This is a genomic window from Streptomyces sp. NPDC002156, assembly GCF_053593675.1.
In genome coordinates this window covers 1-16,074 of the sequence record NZ_JBSFDA010000066.1, presented here as the reverse complement: position 1 = coordinate 16,074, position 16,074 = coordinate 1, and the positions used below count along the sequence as shown (strand labels likewise).

At 70.7% G+C, this 16,074-nt stretch carries 14 protein-coding genes; 6 read left to right on the top strand and 8 right to left on the bottom strand.

Annotation, left to right across the window (positions count from 1 at the left end):
- Nucleotides 1-16 precede the first annotated feature (16 nt).
- Nucleotides 17-1,375 carry an SLC13 family permease gene (locus ACWCRB_RS25415; RefSeq protein ID WP_450998225.1) on the bottom strand — a complete coding sequence of 453 codons (1,359 nt, stop codon included), beginning with the start codon at nt 1,373-1,375 and terminating at the stop codon, nt 17-19.
- Nucleotides 1,376-1,656: 281 nt separating this feature from the next.
- On the opposite strand from ACWCRB_RS25415, the gene ACWCRB_RS25410 reads away from it, so the two are divergent.
- Complete coding sequence (locus ACWCRB_RS25410) at nt 1,657-2,379, top strand: FadR/GntR family transcriptional regulator (RefSeq protein ID WP_450998224.1); 723 nt, start codon at nt 1,657-1,659, stop codon at nt 2,377-2,379.
- 37 nt (nt 2,380-2,416) lie between these two features.
- The gene (locus ACWCRB_RS25405) at nt 2,417-2,758 is read left to right on the top strand and encodes a hypothetical protein (protein ID WP_450998223.1); all 342 of its coding nucleotides are present in this window, start codon (nt 2,417-2,419) and stop codon (nt 2,756-2,758) included.
- A gap of 156 nt (nt 2,759-2,914) precedes the next feature.
- Here the strand turns inward: ACWCRB_RS25405 and ACWCRB_RS25400 are convergent, their stop codons facing one another.
- The gene (locus ACWCRB_RS25400; protein ID WP_450998222.1) at nt 2,915-4,027 is read right to left on the bottom strand and encodes a MerR family transcriptional regulator; all 1,113 of its coding nucleotides are present in this window, start codon (nt 4,025-4,027) and stop codon (nt 2,915-2,917) included.
- A gap of 154 nt (nt 4,028-4,181) precedes the next feature.
- Here ACWCRB_RS25400 and ACWCRB_RS25395 point away from each other — a divergent pair, with 154 nt between their 5' ends.
- Entirely contained in the window at nt 4,182-5,054 is an 873-nt protein-coding gene (locus ACWCRB_RS25395) for an ATP-grasp domain-containing protein (RefSeq protein WP_450998221.1), read from the top strand.
- Nucleotides 5,055-5,143: 89 nt separating this feature from the next.
- On the opposite strand, the gene ACWCRB_RS25390 is transcribed toward ACWCRB_RS25395, so the two are convergent.
- Complete coding sequence (locus ACWCRB_RS25390; RefSeq protein ID WP_450998220.1) at nt 5,144-5,710, bottom strand: hypothetical protein; 567 nt, start codon at nt 5,708-5,710, stop codon at nt 5,144-5,146.
- Nucleotides 5,711-5,850: 140 nt separating this feature from the next.
- Here ACWCRB_RS25390 and ACWCRB_RS25385 point away from each other — a divergent pair, with 140 nt between their 5' ends.
- Together ACWCRB_RS25385 and ACWCRB_RS25380 are read left to right on the top strand one after the other, a co-directional pair.
- Entirely contained in the window at nt 5,851-6,624 is a 774-nt protein-coding gene (locus ACWCRB_RS25385; protein ID WP_235479394.1) for an IclR family transcriptional regulator, read from the top strand.
- The gene (locus ACWCRB_RS25380; RefSeq protein WP_450998219.1) at nt 6,621-7,544 is read left to right on the top strand and encodes an SMP-30/gluconolactonase/LRE family protein; all 924 of its coding nucleotides are present in this window, start codon (nt 6,621-6,623) and stop codon (nt 7,542-7,544) included. Before ACWCRB_RS25385 ends, ACWCRB_RS25380 begins: the two co-directional genes overlap by 4 nt.
- Nucleotides 7,545-7,570: 26 nt before the next feature.
- On the opposite strand, the gene ACWCRB_RS25375 is transcribed toward ACWCRB_RS25380, so the two are convergent.
- Genes ACWCRB_RS25375 through ACWCRB_RS25360 form a run of 4 tightly spaced genes read right to left on the bottom strand, consistent with a single transcriptional unit; the run spans nt 7,571 to nt 11,484 of the window.
- Complete coding sequence (locus ACWCRB_RS25375; RefSeq protein ID WP_450998218.1) at nt 7,571-8,968, bottom strand: FAD-dependent oxidoreductase; 1,398 nt, start codon at nt 8,966-8,968, stop codon at nt 7,571-7,573.
- A complete protein-coding gene (locus ACWCRB_RS25370) occupies nt 8,961-10,226 on the bottom strand; it encodes an MAB_1171c family putative transporter (RefSeq protein WP_450998217.1) in 1,266 nt (421 codons plus the stop codon). Before ACWCRB_RS25370 ends, ACWCRB_RS25375 begins: the two co-directional genes overlap by 8 nt.
- Nucleotides 10,223-10,873 (bottom strand): toxin-antitoxin system, toxin component family protein, encoded by a 651-nt coding sequence (locus ACWCRB_RS25365; RefSeq protein ID WP_450998216.1) that lies wholly within the window; start codon nt 10,871-10,873, stop codon nt 10,223-10,225. The genes ACWCRB_RS25370 and ACWCRB_RS25365 overlap by 4 nt, the downstream gene beginning before the upstream one ends.
- Complete coding sequence (locus ACWCRB_RS25360) at nt 10,870-11,484, bottom strand: transcriptional regulator (protein ID WP_450998215.1); 615 nt, start codon at nt 11,482-11,484, stop codon at nt 10,870-10,872. Before ACWCRB_RS25360 ends, ACWCRB_RS25365 begins: the two co-directional genes overlap by 4 nt.
- A 186-nt stretch (nt 11,485-11,670) precedes the next feature.
- On the opposite strand from ACWCRB_RS25360, the gene arfA reads away from it, so the two are divergent.
- Nucleotides 11,671-13,185 (top strand): arabinosylfuranosidase ArfA, encoded by a 1,515-nt coding sequence (gene arfA / locus ACWCRB_RS25355; protein WP_450998214.1) that lies wholly within the window; start codon nt 11,671-11,673, stop codon nt 13,183-13,185.
- Between the two features lie 13 nt (nt 13,186-13,198).
- Here the strand turns inward: arfA and ACWCRB_RS25350 are convergent.
- A partial coding sequence (locus ACWCRB_RS25350) for a beta-galactosidase (RefSeq protein ID WP_450998213.1) occupies nt 13,199-16,074 on the bottom strand: 2,876 nt, incomplete at its 5' end.

Sequence of the window (16,074 nt, the reverse complement as noted above, 5' to 3'; positions counted from 1 at the left end):
GGTGCCGTGCCGACTGTCACCCCCAGCCCGGCACCACCAGCACCAGCCACACCACCGCGGGGACCACGGCCACCACGATCCCTCCGTACATCATCAGCTGCCGGAAGAAACGCTCGCGGTCGACATCCGCCGCCGAGGCCAGCACCAGTGCCCCGTTCGTCGAGAACGGACTGACGTCCACCACCGTCGCCGACACCGCGAGCGCCGCCACCATCCCGACCGCCCCGATCTCCCCCTGCGCCAGGAACGGCACCGCGAGCGGAATCAGCGCCCCCATGATGCCGACGGACGACGCGAACGCCGAGATCACCGCGCCGATGTAGCAGAGGAGTACGGCGGCCAGCAGCGGTACGCCGATGTCGCCGACGCCCTCGCCGGCCCAGGTGATGGTGCCCATCTCGTCCAGCACGCCGACGTAGGTGAGGACACCGCAGATCACCAGCACGGTCGTCCAGGCGATCTGACCGACGGCCTTGCGACTGTCCTCGGGCCAGCAGGCGGCGAGCAGGACGGCGAGCGTGATGGAGGTGAGCCCGGCGTCGAGATCGAAGGCGAGCACGGCGACGACGAGAAGGACGAGGGAGACGAGGGTGGCGATACGGGCGGGGGTGAGCTGGAGGGCCTCTTCCGTACGGACGGACACCCCGCCCTCCGTCTGTACGGAGACCCCGCTTTCCGGACGACGGCCGGAGACGCCACCGCCTTCATCGCCGTCCCCGCCGCTGTCCTCCCGGTCCTCCCCGTCCTCCCCGTGCTCTCTGACGCCTCCACGGCTCAGCTTCAGCCCGCCGAACAGCACGAACACCACTGCCGCGATCGCGAGGTTGACGAAGAGGGAGGCGAGGAAGAGGGCGATCTCGTTGCCGGGGAGCTTCTCCTTCTCGACGATGCCGTTGACGATCGACCCGTAGATACTGATCGGCGAGAAGCCGCCGCCCTGGGCGCCGTGCACCACCATCGCGCCCATCAGCAAGGGGCTGATGCCGTAGCGCGCGGCGAAACTGAGCGCGATCGGCGCCACGATGGCGACGGCCGCCGGACTGACCGCGCCGATCGCGGTCAGCGCCCCCGTCAGCACGAACATCACCCACGGAATGAGCACGACCCGCCCGCGCACCAGCCGGACCGAGGCGTGCACCAGCCAGTCGGTGGTGCCGTTGGCCCGGGCGATCGCGAACAGATAGGTCACCCCGACCAGCACGACGAAGAGGGAACCGGGGAACCCCGCGAAGATCGTGTCGGTGTCGAGGTCGGCCACGAGTTCGCCCACCCCGAAGGCGGCGGCGAACGCGAGCGCGCCCATGTTGATGGAACGGGTCGTGGCGATCACGAACACCACGACAAGCACGAGGATCGAAATCAGTTCGGCGGACATACGGGCTCCCGTCCTTGGGTCCCTTGTCGACGAGTGGGGAGAGAGGGTGTGGCGGACTGGCTGAGTGGCCGAGCGGCGGACTGGCTGAGCGGCTGACTGGTCCTGCCAATATTGGCTAAGTGGCTGAACCACATTGGGTGTTGGTCTCGGCAAGCGTCAAGAGACGCGACGCAAATTGGCTCAGCCACTCAGCCACTCAGCCAGTCGACCACTCATCCACAGCCCCCCTGAACCGGCGGCTACCCAGTGTTACGCTGCGGCCGAGATGAGGGGGGATGGGCATGGCCGACGCATTGCGCCCGGTGGAAGCCAGAACACGCCTGTACGAGCAGGTGCTCGACCGGCTGCGCAACTACGTCGTCGAGGGCGGTCTGAGAGCCGGTGACCGGCTGCCGCCCGAGCGTGATCTGGCCGCCCGTCTGGGCGTCAGCCGTGCCTCCGTGAAGCAGGCCATCGTCGTGCTGGAGGTTCAGGGCCTGGTCGAGGCCCGGCACGGCGGAGGTACGTACCTCGTGCGCGACAGCCTTGAGGTCGAGCCCGTGGAGCAGCTCGTCGAGCGCCGGCGCCGGCTGCCCGACGTACTCGACGCCCGCGAGGCTCTGGAGACCAAGCTCGCCGAACTGGCCGCCGAGCGCCGCACGGCGGAGGACATCGCCGAACTGCGTGCCGCGCTCGGAGTCATGGGGGAGGAGATCGACGAGGGCGCGGACGGGGTGGAGGGGGACCGTCTCTTCCATGCCGCGGTCACGGCGGCGGCCCACAGTGGCATTCTTGCCGAGTTCATGCGGTCGATCGCCGACCAGATCACCGAGAGTCGCCACGAGTCCCTGCGCCAACCGGGCCGTCCCGTCCGCTCCTTGGCCCAGCACAGGGCCATCTTCGAGGCGATCGAGGCCGGCCGACCGAGGCAGGCCGCCGCCGCGATGCGACGGCATGTGCGGACGGTGGCGAAGGTACGGCTGCTGGACTGGGATCCGGAGGACGACGGTTCGCAGGCGGACTGAACCCGTTGGAGTCGCCGAGAGCAAGCACTGCGCGAGGATGAGCCAGGTGAACAGCCCTACGGAGTACGAGGCGGTTGTGGCCCGCCGGTGGCGGGATCACCTGCGCGCGGCTTTCCCCGCCGGCCTCCGCGGTGCCGAACGCGCAGGCGTCGACATGGTGTTGCTCGACGCCTACGTCGCCGGGTGCGTCTCCACGTGGCTGAACAACGGCGGCGCTCTCGACACGGATCGCCACCGGATCCTGCGTGACTGCATCGCGGACCTGGACCAGGTCCTGCCGCTGCTCGACGAGGCAGACGGCGTCCACTACTTCCAGGACCTGCGCGGGCTGGCCCAACTCGTGGCGGACACCGATCCACAACCCTCCGAGCGTCCGTGACATAGGTGACGGAGCGTCAACGTCTCGTGCGGCCAGAAGAGTCAGCCGTCCTCGTCGGCGAGTCTTGAGGAAGAGTTCTCTGCCTTCTGCCTTCTGCCTTCTGCCTTCTGCCCGCTGCGACGCAGAGCGCCCCGCCCTACCCCGTTGCGGCGCCGGTCACTGCGTCCGTATCACGTCCGCCACCACACAACTCACGTTGTCCGGGCCCCCGTTGGCGTTCGCCGCCTCGATGAGTGCGGCTGTGGTCGCGTCCGGGTCGGGGATCGTGGTCAGGAGGTGCTGGATGGTGGATTCCGGTACGGACCTGGTCAGGCCGTCGGAGCAGAGGAGGTAGCGGTCGTCTGCCTGGGCGTCGTGCAGGCGTAGGTCGGGGGAGGGTGACGGGGACTTCGTCAACGCCTTGCGGAGCAGGGTGCGTTGGGGGTGGGTCGCGGCCTCCTCGGGGGTCAGTCGGCCCTCGTCGATCATCGACTGGACGAGTGTGTGGTCGTGGGTGATCAGGAAGAGTTCACCGTCGCGCAGGAGGTACGCGCGGCTGTCTCCGATGTGTACGAGGGCCAGGCGCGAGCCCGTCCACACCATCGCGGTGAGGGTCGTGCCGATGTCGTCGGTCACCTCGTCCCCCGTTTTCCCGTGCTCGGTCCCGGCGATGTCCCGGACCGCCTGGGCGGCGCCCTGGACCGCGTCCTCCAGGAGGTTCAGGACACTGCCCGCGGTCAGCGGTTCGGCGTCCAGGAACTTCAGGGCGTCGACGGCGGCCGTACTGGCCGGTGCGCCCCCGGGGCCGAAGCCGTCGGCGACGGCCAGTACGCGTGAACCGGCGTACGCGGTGTCCTGGTTGGCGGCGCGGACCAGACCGATGTCGGTGCGGGCGGCGTAACGGAGTTCGAGCAGGTCGGTGCCTGTCATGGGATGGGTGCCCTTCCTCGGTGGTGTCGAGAGGTGGTCGACGAGGAACGTGGCGAGATCCCGCCGGGCCGCGGTCTCCGCCTCGACCCGGGCCCAGAAGGCCCGGATCTCCTGGGCGGCGGCAGGCGGCTCCATGGCCCCGACCTGCCGGATCCGGGCCAACGGCATCCCCAGCCGGCGCAGCCAGGCCACCAGCCGGGCCTGCTCCAGCTGCTCGGCCGCGTAGTAGCGGTATCCGGTGTCGGGGTCGACACGGGCCGGACGGAGCAGGTCCAGTTCGTCGTACAGCCGCAGTGCCTTCGGCGACAGCCGGCACGCTCTGGCGAACGCCCCGATCGTCAGCATCTCCGGATTCGGCATGGTGTGCCCCGTTTCCCGTTCTCCCGCTTGTCCGCCAAGCTCCTCGTTCCGCCACCGATGCTGCGGCTTCCCCGAAGGTGAAGGTCAAGCAGCAGTTAACCTTCACTCGGTATCAGTGGTGTACGGCAGTACACGCCTTACAGAGGGAGTCCCCGTGGTTCGCATCGCGATCGTCACCTACGACCCCCGTCCGGGGACCAGCAAGGACCGCGATCTCCCGGTTCTCGTACGGGAGTTGACCGCGGCCGGCGCCGACACGGCCGCCGTGTACTGGGACGACCCCGACATCGACTGGGCGTCCTTCGACCTCGCGCTGGTCCGCTCCACCTGGGACTACACCTGGCGTGCGGAGGAGTTCGCGGGCTGGCTGGAGCGGTGCGGGAAGCTCACGCGGGTCGCGAATCCGGTCGGTGTCCTGCGCTGGAACATGGACAAGCGGTACCTCGGCGAGCTGGCCGCGGCCGGTGTCCCCACGGTCCCCACCACCTACCTGGCCCCCGGCGACGCCCCCGACCTCCCCGACGACCGCGAGTACGTCGTCAAGCCCACCTCCGGCGCCGGCGCCCGGTACGCCGCCCGCTACACGCCCGAGGGCCGGGAGACGGCCGTACGGCATCTCGCGCGGATGCATGCCGAGGGGTTCACGGCGATGGTGCAGCCGTACGTCGGGAGCATCGACGTCACCGGGGAACGTGCGCTCCAGTTCTTCGGCGGGCGGCTGCTGCACGCCAGTCGGAAGGGGGCTGTGCTCGCGCCCGGCGCGGCGTACGACGACGACAAGGTCGCGCATCCCGACCTTGAGGTCTGGGGCCTGGCCCCGGCGGAAGTTGCCTTGGCGGAGCGGGCGTTGGCCGTCGTGCCGGACAACTCGTCTCTCCTGTACGCCCGGGTGGATCTGGTACTCGGTGACGACGGCGAACCCCTGGTCATGGAGCTGGAGTTGATCGAGCCGAATCTGTTTCTCGATCTGCATCCGGGGTCTGTGGTGGGGGTTGTGGAGGCTGTTCTGCGGGCTGCTGTCGACTAAGGGGGTGGGAGGGGATCTCGTGTGTCGGCTGCGGGTTCGTTGTGGCTGGTCGCGCAGTTCCCCGCGCCCCTTCGGGGGCGCGGCCCCCCTCAGTCCTTCAGCGCCGTCCGCTGCAGCAGCCCCCACGTGAACTCCGCCACGCACTCCCTTCGTGCCCCCGTCCCGTCCGGTGCCGTGAACGACAGGCCCCAGCGGGTCGGGGCCGTTCCCTCCAGGGGGCGGGCGGGGGCGAAGGCGCGGGCTGCCTCGTCGACCGTGCAGGACCAGGGGTGCAGGTCGTCCAGGGTGCGGAGGTCGGGGGCGGGGGCGCCCGGGGCTCGTACCAGCCACTCGTTCCAGGCCGTGCCGTTGGGGGCGACGAGCACCTCGAAGCGCAGGTCGGGCCAGAGGGGGACCGGCCACAGCCAGGCCTCGCACTCCAGGTCGCCGATCTTGCGGGCCGTCACCGACTCGGGGGTGCCGAGGACCGAGCGGTAGCGGGAGGCGGCGGCCCGGGAGCGCGGGGAGCGCACCATCGCCTGCCAGCGCTTGTTGGCCTCCCGCATGTCCGCGAGCGAGACGCCCAGCTCATGGCGGGCGTCCTCCACCAGGTCCGGGTTGTGGTCGGCCATGCGGCGCAGCAGCACCAGCTGGAAATCGAGCAGCATACGAACCATCGTCCCCCACGTTGCGCGCCCATTGCCCGCCCGAGCCCTTGTGGTTAGCCTGTGCTCTGTTCGTCATGCCGATCGTCTGTTGAAATCTCGAACGCCGTCATTACTGTCGCCACCGAAAAGCAATAAAAGAGGGGGCCGTCATGGGACGCCTCGTACCTGCCGTGACCCGGGCTCTCGACATTCTTGAGCTCTTCCTGGACGGAGACGGGACGCTCTCCGCCCCGGACATCGTGCGCCGGCTCCAGCTGCCGCGCACCACCGTGCACGAACTGGTGACGACGCTCGCCGCCCGTTCGTACATTGTGCAGGTCCCCGGCCAGCCGGGTCGCTACCGCCTGGGCGTCCGCCCGTATCAGCTCGGCAGCCGTTACGCGGAGCAGCTGGACCTGGCGGCGGAGGGTCAGCAGGTGGCCCGTTCCGTCGCCGAGACCTGTGACGAGACGGTGCATGTCGCGATCCTCGAAGGCACGGACGTCATCTACATCGCCAAGGTGGACTCCACCCACGCGGTCCGGATGGTGTCGGCGGCCGGCCGCCGTCTGCCCGCCCACTGCACGTCCGTCGGCAAGATGCTGCTGGCCTCGCTCCCCGATCACGAGCTGAGCGCACGCGTCCCCGACAACGTCCCGCTGGCCGCGATGACGCCGAACAGCATCACCGACCCGGCGGCCCTGCGCGAGGCCCTCGCGGAGATCCGCCGCCGGGGCGTCGCCGTGGAGAACCGCGAGTCGAACCCGGACGTGAGCTGCGTCGCCGCGCCGGTCCACGACCGTACAGGCCGGGTGGTCGCCGCGCTGTCGATCTCCGTGCCGATGATCCGCTGGAGCGACGACCACCGTTCGGAGCTGGAGCAGCTCGCCGCGAAGGGCGCCGCCGAACTCTCCGAGCGCCTCGGTCACCGGAGCGTGGCATGACGACGTACGAGCCCGCCCTCGAAGTGGCCGTCCAGGCGCACGCGACCCTCGGCGAGGGCCCCACCTGGGACGCGGCGAGGTCCCGGCTGATCTGGATCGACATCCTCGGCTCCCGCGTCAACACGTACGACCCGTCGACGGGCCGCCGTACGGTCATGGCGACGGAACAGCACGTGGGCGCGGCCAAGCCCCGCGCGGGCGGCGGCCTGGTCCTGAACCTGCGCGACGGAGTGGCCCTGTACGAGGGGGAGGACACCGAAGTCGCCCCCGCCCCGGCCACCGACGCCGTTCCGGCCCTCGCCCCACCCCCGGGCGGCTTCCGCTGGCTGCACCACGACCCCACCCCCGGCCGCCGTGCGAACGACGCGGCGGTGGCGCCCGACGGCTCCCTGTGGGCGGGCACGATGCGCTACGACGAGGCGCCGGGCGGCGGTACGCTGTCCCGGCTGACGGGCGACGGTGAGGTCACGACCGTCCTGGACGACGTGGCGGTGAGCAACGGCACGGGCTGGAGCCCGGACGGCCGCCTGATGTACTACATCGACTCACCGACCCGGCGCGTGGACGTCTTCGACGTGTCGTCCGACGGCCGAAGTGTCACGGGCCGCCGCCAGTTGGCGCTGATCGAGGAGGGCGCGGGCTGGCCCGACGGTCTGACGGTCGACGCGGACGGCTGTGTCTGGGTCGCCCTGTGGGACGGCGGAGCGGTCCGCCGCTACACCCCGTCCGGCACCCTCGACCGCACGATCACCCTCCCCACGGTCCGCCCGACGGCCTGCGCCTTCGGCGGCGCGAATCTCACGGACCTGTACATCACGACGGCCCGAGTGGGCCTGTCGGCACCTCACCCGCTGTCGGGCTCGCTCCTGGTCGTACCGGGGGCGGGCAAGGGGGTGGCTCAGCCCGCGTTCGCGGGCTGAGCCCTAAGAACACCGAGCAGCCGAGGTCACTCGGCTGCTTTCCACTCCTCCGGTCGCAACGGCGGCCCGCCCAGCGGTGGCTTGAGCGGGCCGATCGCCGCTGCCAGTACGACACTTGGCGTCAGGAGTACCTCCGCGCCGCGTTCCAGGGACGTCACGTCCGTGACCCGGCGTGCGATACGGCCGTTGCCGGTGGCCGTGCGCATCAGGCGACCCACGTACGCCGCCAGCAGCCGGTCCCGGAGGGTGGGGCCCTTCTCCGTGGCACCGGTGTAGAAGACGTCCTGGCTGGTCGCCAGGTCCCAGGCCGCCGCGACCGGTTCGGCCACCGCCTTCTGGATACGGCTGGACAGGCCCGGCGTGCCCCAGCCCTGACGGCGAATCACATCCCGTAGCGCCACGGCACTTTGGGCCGCGACCGACATCCCGTGGCCGTAGATCGGGTTGTACGCGGCCAACGCGTCGCCGATCACCGTGAAGTTGTCCGGCCAGGCGGCCATGCGCTCGTAGTAGTGGCGGCGGTTCGACGTCGTACGGGTGACGGAGACCGCCGTCAGGGGTTCCGCGCCCGCGAGCAGGTCGGCGATCACCGGATGGCGGAGTTCCTCGCGGGCGAAGCGGGTGAACTCCGCGCCGTCGGACGGGGGTTCACCGCCCCGGGTGCCGGACAGGGAGACCAGCCAGCAGCCGTCCTCGATGGGCATGAGGACACCCGCCCGACCCGGACCGTCCCCCCTCGGGTCCGCCTGGACGTTGACCACCGGGAAGCCCTGCCACGCCGCTTCGGGCGCCCGGTACATCCGGCTCGCGTACACGAGCCCGGAGTCGACCACACGGCGGGCCGGTTCGGGCAGGCCCAGTTCGCGCAGCCAGTGCGGGGCGCGCGAGGCGCGGCCGGTGGCGTCCACGACCAGGTCCGCGTGCAGGGTGCGCCTGCTGCCGTCGGCGCCGCGCAACCGCACCCCGGTGACGGCCTCGTCGGTGCCCTCCAGGCCCAACACCTCGGCGTGCTCGACGAGTTTGATCCGGTCGTCGTCCAGGACCTGGGCGCGGACCGTCGCGTCCAGCAGATCCCGGCCGCACAGGAACGCGTGGTGCGACTCGGCCCACCGCCGGAACCAGCCCTGCGGCGCCAGCGCGACCATGTCCGTCGTGACCGCCAGCCGGTGCGCGCCGGCGTCGAGCAGCAACTCGCCCACGCCCGGCACCAGTTCCTCGACCGCCCGGGAACCGCCGGACCACAGCATGTGCACGTGCCGGGCCTGCGGCAGGTTTCTGCGCGGCTCGGGGCCGTCCGGCAGGACGTCACGCTCGACGACGGTCACACGGTCGGCGAACTCGACCAGGGCACGGGCCGCGAGCAGCCCGGCGAGGGATCCGCCGAGCACGACGGCGGATCTGACAGGGGACGGTTGATCACTCATATACGTGCAGGCTCTCTGCTGGGGCGGTCGCAAGGGCGCGCACCGCCTCGATCTCATCGGGGTGACTCAGGACCTGGGACACGGCTTCGATGCCCTGGAGCAGCTCCGTGAGCAAGTCCGTGGCCCGGTCCGGGACTTGGGGACAATGAGGGGACTGAAGCGATTGGGGAGAGGAGAGCCGGAACGCGGCCCGCGCCTCGATCGCCTCCTGGATCGTCACCGCCGCCGCCAGCGCCCCCGCCCGCCCCGCCCCGCACCCCAGGTCCAGCGCGGCCTCGTACGCCCGTCGCCGCAACTCCTCGTCGAAGTGCCGGGAGAGCTGGAGCAGCGCGTCGCGGATGAACGTCTCCCTGCGCGTCAGCCGCAGCTCCGGCGTGGCCCGCAGGGAGAAGGGGACGCCCTTGCCGGTGGCGGCGCGCACCAGGTCGTACAGCGGGCCGAGCCGACGATAGCCGCGCCGGATCTGCCGGCGGTCGCGCAGGTACTGGCCGGCGTGCGGCAGCACGAACCCCGTCGCGATCAGGACGGCGGCGGCGCCGGCGGCGAGCGGGGCCAGTTCGGTGGAGAGCGGGTCCAGGTCGTGGCCCGTCCAGCGGGCGACGACGGCCGTGCCCTTCGCCGCGTCGAACACCAGGTTGGCGGCATAGCCGACGGCCAGTGACTTGAGGCCCCGGCGCAGCCACACGTCGAGTCCGGCGGTGTGGACCCAGTTGCGGATCAGCCGGTACGTCAGGACACAGGACGCGGTGTGCGCGAGCAGGTAGATCACGATCAGCTCGCGCATGTAGGGCGTACGGGCGTAGTACGTGTCCAGGTCCCGCCGGCGCTCCACGGACGCGTCCGCGAGCCCGAACAGCGCCCACAGCGCGACGATGACGCCCGCGTGGCCGACGGTGGCCCATCGCATCGCGCACCGCGCCCTGGCCGATCTCTCCGACTGTCCGGCGTGGCCGCCGCGCCACGCGATCATCAGCAGCAGACTCGCGCCGCAGAACGCGACGAGGAAGCTGTAGACGAGGGGCGCCGCGAAGTTGGGCACGCCGGTGACCCGGTTGGTCCAGGCGATGACCGGCGGCGCCGCGAAGACGAAGATGCCGCAGGCGAGCAGCAGCAGCCCGCCGACCGCGCGCCGCAGCGGGTCGCGCCACAGCCTGACGATGCTGGGCAGCTTGAACACCAGGGCGGCGGTCAGCACCGCGATCGGTGTCCCGAACACGAGGACGGGGTACGGCTCGCCCAGGAAGCCGGAGGGGTTCATCGCCGCGCGTTTCCGCTTCCCCGGCCGCGATACCCGAGGGAGGCCTGCACAGCGCTGCTGCCCGAACTCGCCGTACGGCCGCCGACCTCCAGGCCCTCCACCCACGGCCGGAAGACGGTGGCCAGGCGATGGCCGAACTCCTCGGCGTCGGCCTCCTCGGTCTCGCGGGAGCCGTTGCGGGCGGCGACGGCGAGCGCCCGGTCCTGCCCCCACTGCTCGTCGGCGAGAACCCGGGCGGCGGTCGCGCCGACGCTGTGGTGGTGACAGTGCCCGGCGTGCAGATGCCACAACTCATGGCCCAGGATGACAAGTTGCTGCACGGCCTCGGCGCGCTCCTCGACGATCACCAGGTCGAAGTCGTGGAACTCCACCCACAGACCGGTGACTTCGATCTCGTCGGGGAAGCGCTCGAAACGCAGCTCGACGCGCCGCCCGCGCCGCTCGCTCATCTCCTCGCACAGCACCCGGCACAACTCCCCCACGCCGGAAGGGCCGTTGTCCTGCTCCCGCTTTCGCAGTGCTGCGGTGAGCGCGCCGGTCAGGTCGCGCATCGCGCCCCGGGTCCGGAACCGGTGCGCGGCCCGGGCGGGCAGCAGAGCCGCCAGCACACCCCTCGTCGCCGCCCTCGTCCCCCGCCTCGACGTCATCGCTCCGTCTCCTCGCCCGTCTCCTCGCCGCCGCTCAGCAGCCCTTCGAGCATCACCGCGAGCGCCTCCTGCTTGCGCGGGGTCAGCTGCCGGCCGCGCAGGGCCAGCGTGACGACGCCGTGCCGCGTCGCGAACCGGACCAGCGGGCCCTCCTCATCGCCGCCGAGTTCCTCCAGCAGCCGGTGGAGTTCACGGTTCAGGACGATGGGGGCGGGGTCGGTGAAGAAGCCGGTGCCCTGCTCGACGCCGAAGTACGCGGCGAGCGCGGTGAGATCCGGAACGTTCGGCATCTTCTTGCCGAGGAGCAGCTGACGGGCCCACTCGGGGCTGATCGACAGCGCGTCCGCGACCTCCTTGCAGACCTCGGCGCGCTTGCGGCCGCTCGCCGCGAGCCGCGTCTCGTGGAGCGTGCGCACCCGGCGCCGGATCCGGCCCTCGATGTCGTCGGCCGACGACTGCGCGCCCCCGGCCAGCAGCGCCTGGATCTCGCCCTCGGTGAGAGCCGTACGGGCCGACAGACCTCGTACGTCCAGCACGTCGGCGCGATCGAGACGGGCCTCGGCGATGCGCTCTTCAAGACGCGCGAGGGTGTTCGAGAGGTTCTCACTCACGGGCCGACCCTACGTGCCCGGACCCCTCCGCACCAGGAAAATCCAACGATCGTTGGAGTCGGCGGAACGATCGTTGGGAGCAGACGCCATTGACGTGCGGACACTTCGAAAATTACGGTTTTGTTCGAAGTTGCGAGCGGATGCCGATATACCGAACGCCGCACGTCGAACATCCGAGAGGAACCCATGTCCCGCACGGCCCGCTTCACCCTCGACCCCGCTTTCAAGGTCGGCGAGGTCGACCCCCGGCTCTTCGGTTCCTTCGTCGAACACCTCGGCCGCTGCGTCTACACCGGCATCCACGAACCGGACCACCCCGCCGCCGACGAGGCGGGCCTGCGCACCGACGTCCTGGACCTGGTCCGCGAACTGGGCGTCACCGCGATCCGCTACCCCGGCGGCAACTTCGTCTCCGGCTACAAGTGGGAGGACTCGGTCGGCCCGGTCGAGGACCGCCCCCGCCGCCTCGACCTCGCCTGGCGCTCCACCGAGACGAACCGCTTCGGCCTCTCCGAGTACATCGACTTCCTGAAGAAGATCGGCCCCCAGGCCGAGCCGATGATGGCCCTCAACCTCGGCACCCGTGGCGTCGCCGAGGCCATCGAACTCCAGGAGTACGCCAACCACCCCGCCGGCACGGCGCTGGCGGAGCGGCGGATCGCCCACGGAGACAAGGACCCCTTCGGCATCAAGGTCTGGTGCCTGGGCAACGAGATGGACGGCCCCTGGCAGACCGGCCACAAGACGGCGACGGAGTACGGCCGTGTCGCCGCCGAGACGGCCCGCGCGATGCGGCAGATCGACCCGGGCGTCGAACTCGTCGCCTGCGGCTCCTCCAGCCAGTCCATGCCGACGTTCGCCGAGTGGGAGGCGACGGTCCTGGCGGAGACGTACGACCTCGTCGACTACATCTCCCTGCACGCCTACTACCAGCCCGAGGAAGGCGACGTCGACTCCTTCCTGGCCTCCGCCGTCGACATGGAGTCCTTCATCGAGAACGTGGTCGCCACCGCCGACCACGTGGGCGCGAAGCTCAAGTCCAAGAAGAAGATCAACCTCTCCTTCGACGAGTGGAACGTCTGGTACATCTCGAAGTGGCACGAGATCGAGAACTCCGGCGTGCGGGACTGGGAGGAGGCCCCCCGCCTCCTGGAGGACAACTACAGCGTCATGGACGCGGTCGTCTTCGGCTCGCTCCTCATCGCCCTGCTCCGGCACGCGGACCGCGTCACCGTCGCCTGTCTCGCCCAGCTCGTCAACGTCATCGCGCCGATCATGACCGAGCCGGGCGGCCCGGCCTGGCGCCAGACGACGTTCTTCCCGTTCGCGCAGGCCAGCAGGTACGGGCGCGGTGAGGTCCTCGACGTACGGGTGGCCTCGCCGACGTACGAGACGAAGAAGTACGGCGAGACGGACCTGCTGCACGCCACCGCCGTACGCGCTGCCGACGGCACGGTCACCGTCTTCGCCGTCAACCGCGACCGCACACAGCCGCTGCCGCTCGAAGTCGCCCTGAACGGCCTGGAGTTGACGTCGGTCGTCGAGCACAGCGCGATCGCCGACGCCGACCCGGACGCCCGCAACACCCTGGACGACCCCGAGCGAGTCACCCCGCACGGGGTCACCGGCACCACCCTCCAGGACGGCAAGCTGACCGCCGTACTGGAGCCGCTGTCGTGGAACGTGATCCGACTGGCCTAGCCCGTACGGCAGTTCAGCGGCCGGGGGCGGGAACCACCGTCACCGGAACTCCCCCGGCTGCACTCCCCAACAACGTGAGCCGTACGTCCCCCGGCCCCGACACCGTCGTACCGTCCGAAAGCACCGCCAGGGCAAGGGTGTTGGCGCCCCGGGTGCGCAGGATGCCGTTCGGGAGGGCGAAGGTGTGCTGGGGGCCGACATCGTTGATGTACTGGCCCATGTTCCAGCCGTTCAGGAAGATCTGGACGCGGTACGCACGCGCCGGATCGTCGGTCAGCTCCAGCCCGATCGACGCGTCGACCCCCGGATCGACGGCGAGCCGGAACCCCGTCCGGAACCAGGTCACCCCCTGCCGCCGCCCGTCGGCACGCGGGAGGTCGACCACGTCCCAGCCCTCGTCCGCGTACCCCGGCAGATGCCACCCCTCCCGTTCCCCGTACAGCCCACCGGTGTTGAGCGGACCGCGCACCGGATCGGCAGCGGCCTCGCCCTGCAACCGCCACTTCAGGGCGGGAGAGGCACCGGTGAAGTTCACGCCCGTCAGCCCGCGCGCGACCTTGTGCGTGTCCCGCGCCTTCCCGTCCATGTCGTGCTGCATCCTCCGCACCAGCACGGACAGCACATGCCGACCGCGCGTACGGGCCTTCTCCGGCACGTCGAAGGTCGCCGTGGCCGCCCAACTCCCCTTCCGTACGGTCTTCTTGTCCGGCACCGGCATCCGGTGCGACCCCAGCGGCACACCGTCGAGCCACGCCATCAGCAGCCCCTGCGTGCCCGTGCTGTAGGAAAGGGACACGGACTCCGCCCCCGTGGCGTCGCTGAATGAACCCCGGTACCAGACGTCCCCGTAGTGGAAGCCGTAGTCGTCGGCGAACAGCACGGGCTGCCCGTCGGGCACGGCGGTCGTACTGAACGTCGAAGTCCGGTCGGCGACCGTCCACTTGGAGTCGTCGAACCCGGGCGCGGACTCGGGGTTCTCCGTACGCCGACGCCAGCCGCCCAGCGCGGGCAGCGCGACCGCCGGGACCCCAGCCAACGGCTCCTCGGCCCACAGACTCCCGGAGTCGGTGGCCGATGTCGTCAACGTCCCCTGGTTCCAGACGACTTCACGTATCCCGCGTGGCGCCCACACCTCCAGCTCGGTGATGTCGACCGTGTCCCCGGTCAACCGCACGACACCGTCCCGCAGTTCGGCGGTCCGCAGCAGCGAGGGCCCGTACACCAGCACCGACCCCGACGGGGTCTCGCGCGGCCACAGCCGTACGGACTCCTCATCGTCGGCGAGGAGGAGCAGGAGGGGAGTCGTGCTCCCGCCGCCTTCCACCAACACCCGTGTCAGCCCGCCGAGTCGGGCGGTCACCCGCACCACCCCATCCGCGTACGAGAACTCCGCAGCCCCCGCCAACACAGTCACCGTCGGCTCGCTCGCGCATTCCACCGCCGTCACCGTCGTCTCGCCCGAGCGGCCCGTCAGTACGGCGATGTCCTGGCGCCCCGCCGTCAGCCACAGCATCGGCTGGGCGTTGGAGTACGCCAACTTCCGGCGCCCCAGCGCGATTCCGGCGGCCAGGAGACGGGCGTCCGAGGCGGGGACGGTGACCGGCAGGGAGGTCCCGGCGACCGGGAACGTCGAGGTGACGGACTCCGGGGAGTCGTTGCGCAGGACGTAGACGTGGGCGTGGGTGTCCGGGTTGGTCAGGTGGTAGACCTTGATCCGCGGGTCGCCCGCAGACACCTGCCGGGCCCGGTCCAGCTTGGCCAACTCCGGTACGGACCGCACCAGATGGCCGAACTGGTGCATCGGCACGACCTTCGGGGTGGCCCCGCGCCCCTCGTCGAAGGCGGCGCCGTAGTCGTACGACGTGTACACCTGCGGGGCGGGCAGCCAGCCCCAGCTCGTGCCGCCGAAGGTCATGTAGACGTTGTGGACGGTGATGCCGTTGGCGAGGTTGGTGAGGTAGAAGCGCCGTTCGTAGGCCGCGTCCCGGGTCCGTGCGGAGCCCGCGTATCCCGCGCCGTCGAACTCGGCCCCGCCCCACGGATCGAACCAGCCGCCCCCGAACTCGGGGATGAACCCGGGGGTCCCGGGACTGGCCGTGGCTCCGCCCTTCTTGCCGCCGATGCCGAAGTGCCCCCAGTCCGGCGAGAGTTGGTCCGGGTCCGGATAGCCGTCGAAGCCGTACAGCCAACGCCCGCGCTCACCGCCGGTGTCGAAGGTGCCGGGGGCCCAGTAGCCGTTCCTGCCCAGGTCGTTGTGGAAGAGGGGGACGTCGACACCGTCGGCGCGGACCTTGGCGTACAGGTGGGACATGTAGTCGATGCCGGCGCGCTGGGTGACGTACGAGCCGTACTCGTTCTCGATCTGGTAGAGCAGGACCGTGCCGTCGCCCTGGGTGTAGAGGTGGCGGGCCACGATCCTGTTGACCGCCGTCAGCCACTCGTCGACGTACCCGAGATAGGTGGGGTCGGAGGTGCGGGCGCGGCCCTTCGTCGCGGTCAGCCAGCCGGGGAAGCCGCCCGCGTCGACCTCGGCGTTGATGTACGGGCCGGGGCGCAGGATGACGTACATGCCGGTCTCGGCGGCCTGGCGCAGGAACAGGTCCAGGTCGCGGACGCCCGTGAAGTCGTACCGGCCGGGAGCGGGGGAGTGGTAGTTCCAGGCGACGTAGATGCTGACGGCGTTGTAGCCGTGCGCGCGCATCTTCTGGAGCACGTCCCGCCACAGGCCGGGGCTGGGCAGGCGGAAGGGGTGCAGCTCGCCCGACCACAGGACGAGCCGTCTGCCGTCGACGAGGAGGGAGTAGCGGTCGAAGCCGACGGTGTGCCGGTGGCCGTCCGCCGTGGGCGGGGCGGGCGGCGGGCCGGTGGGAGCCGTGGCCCCGGGGCCGC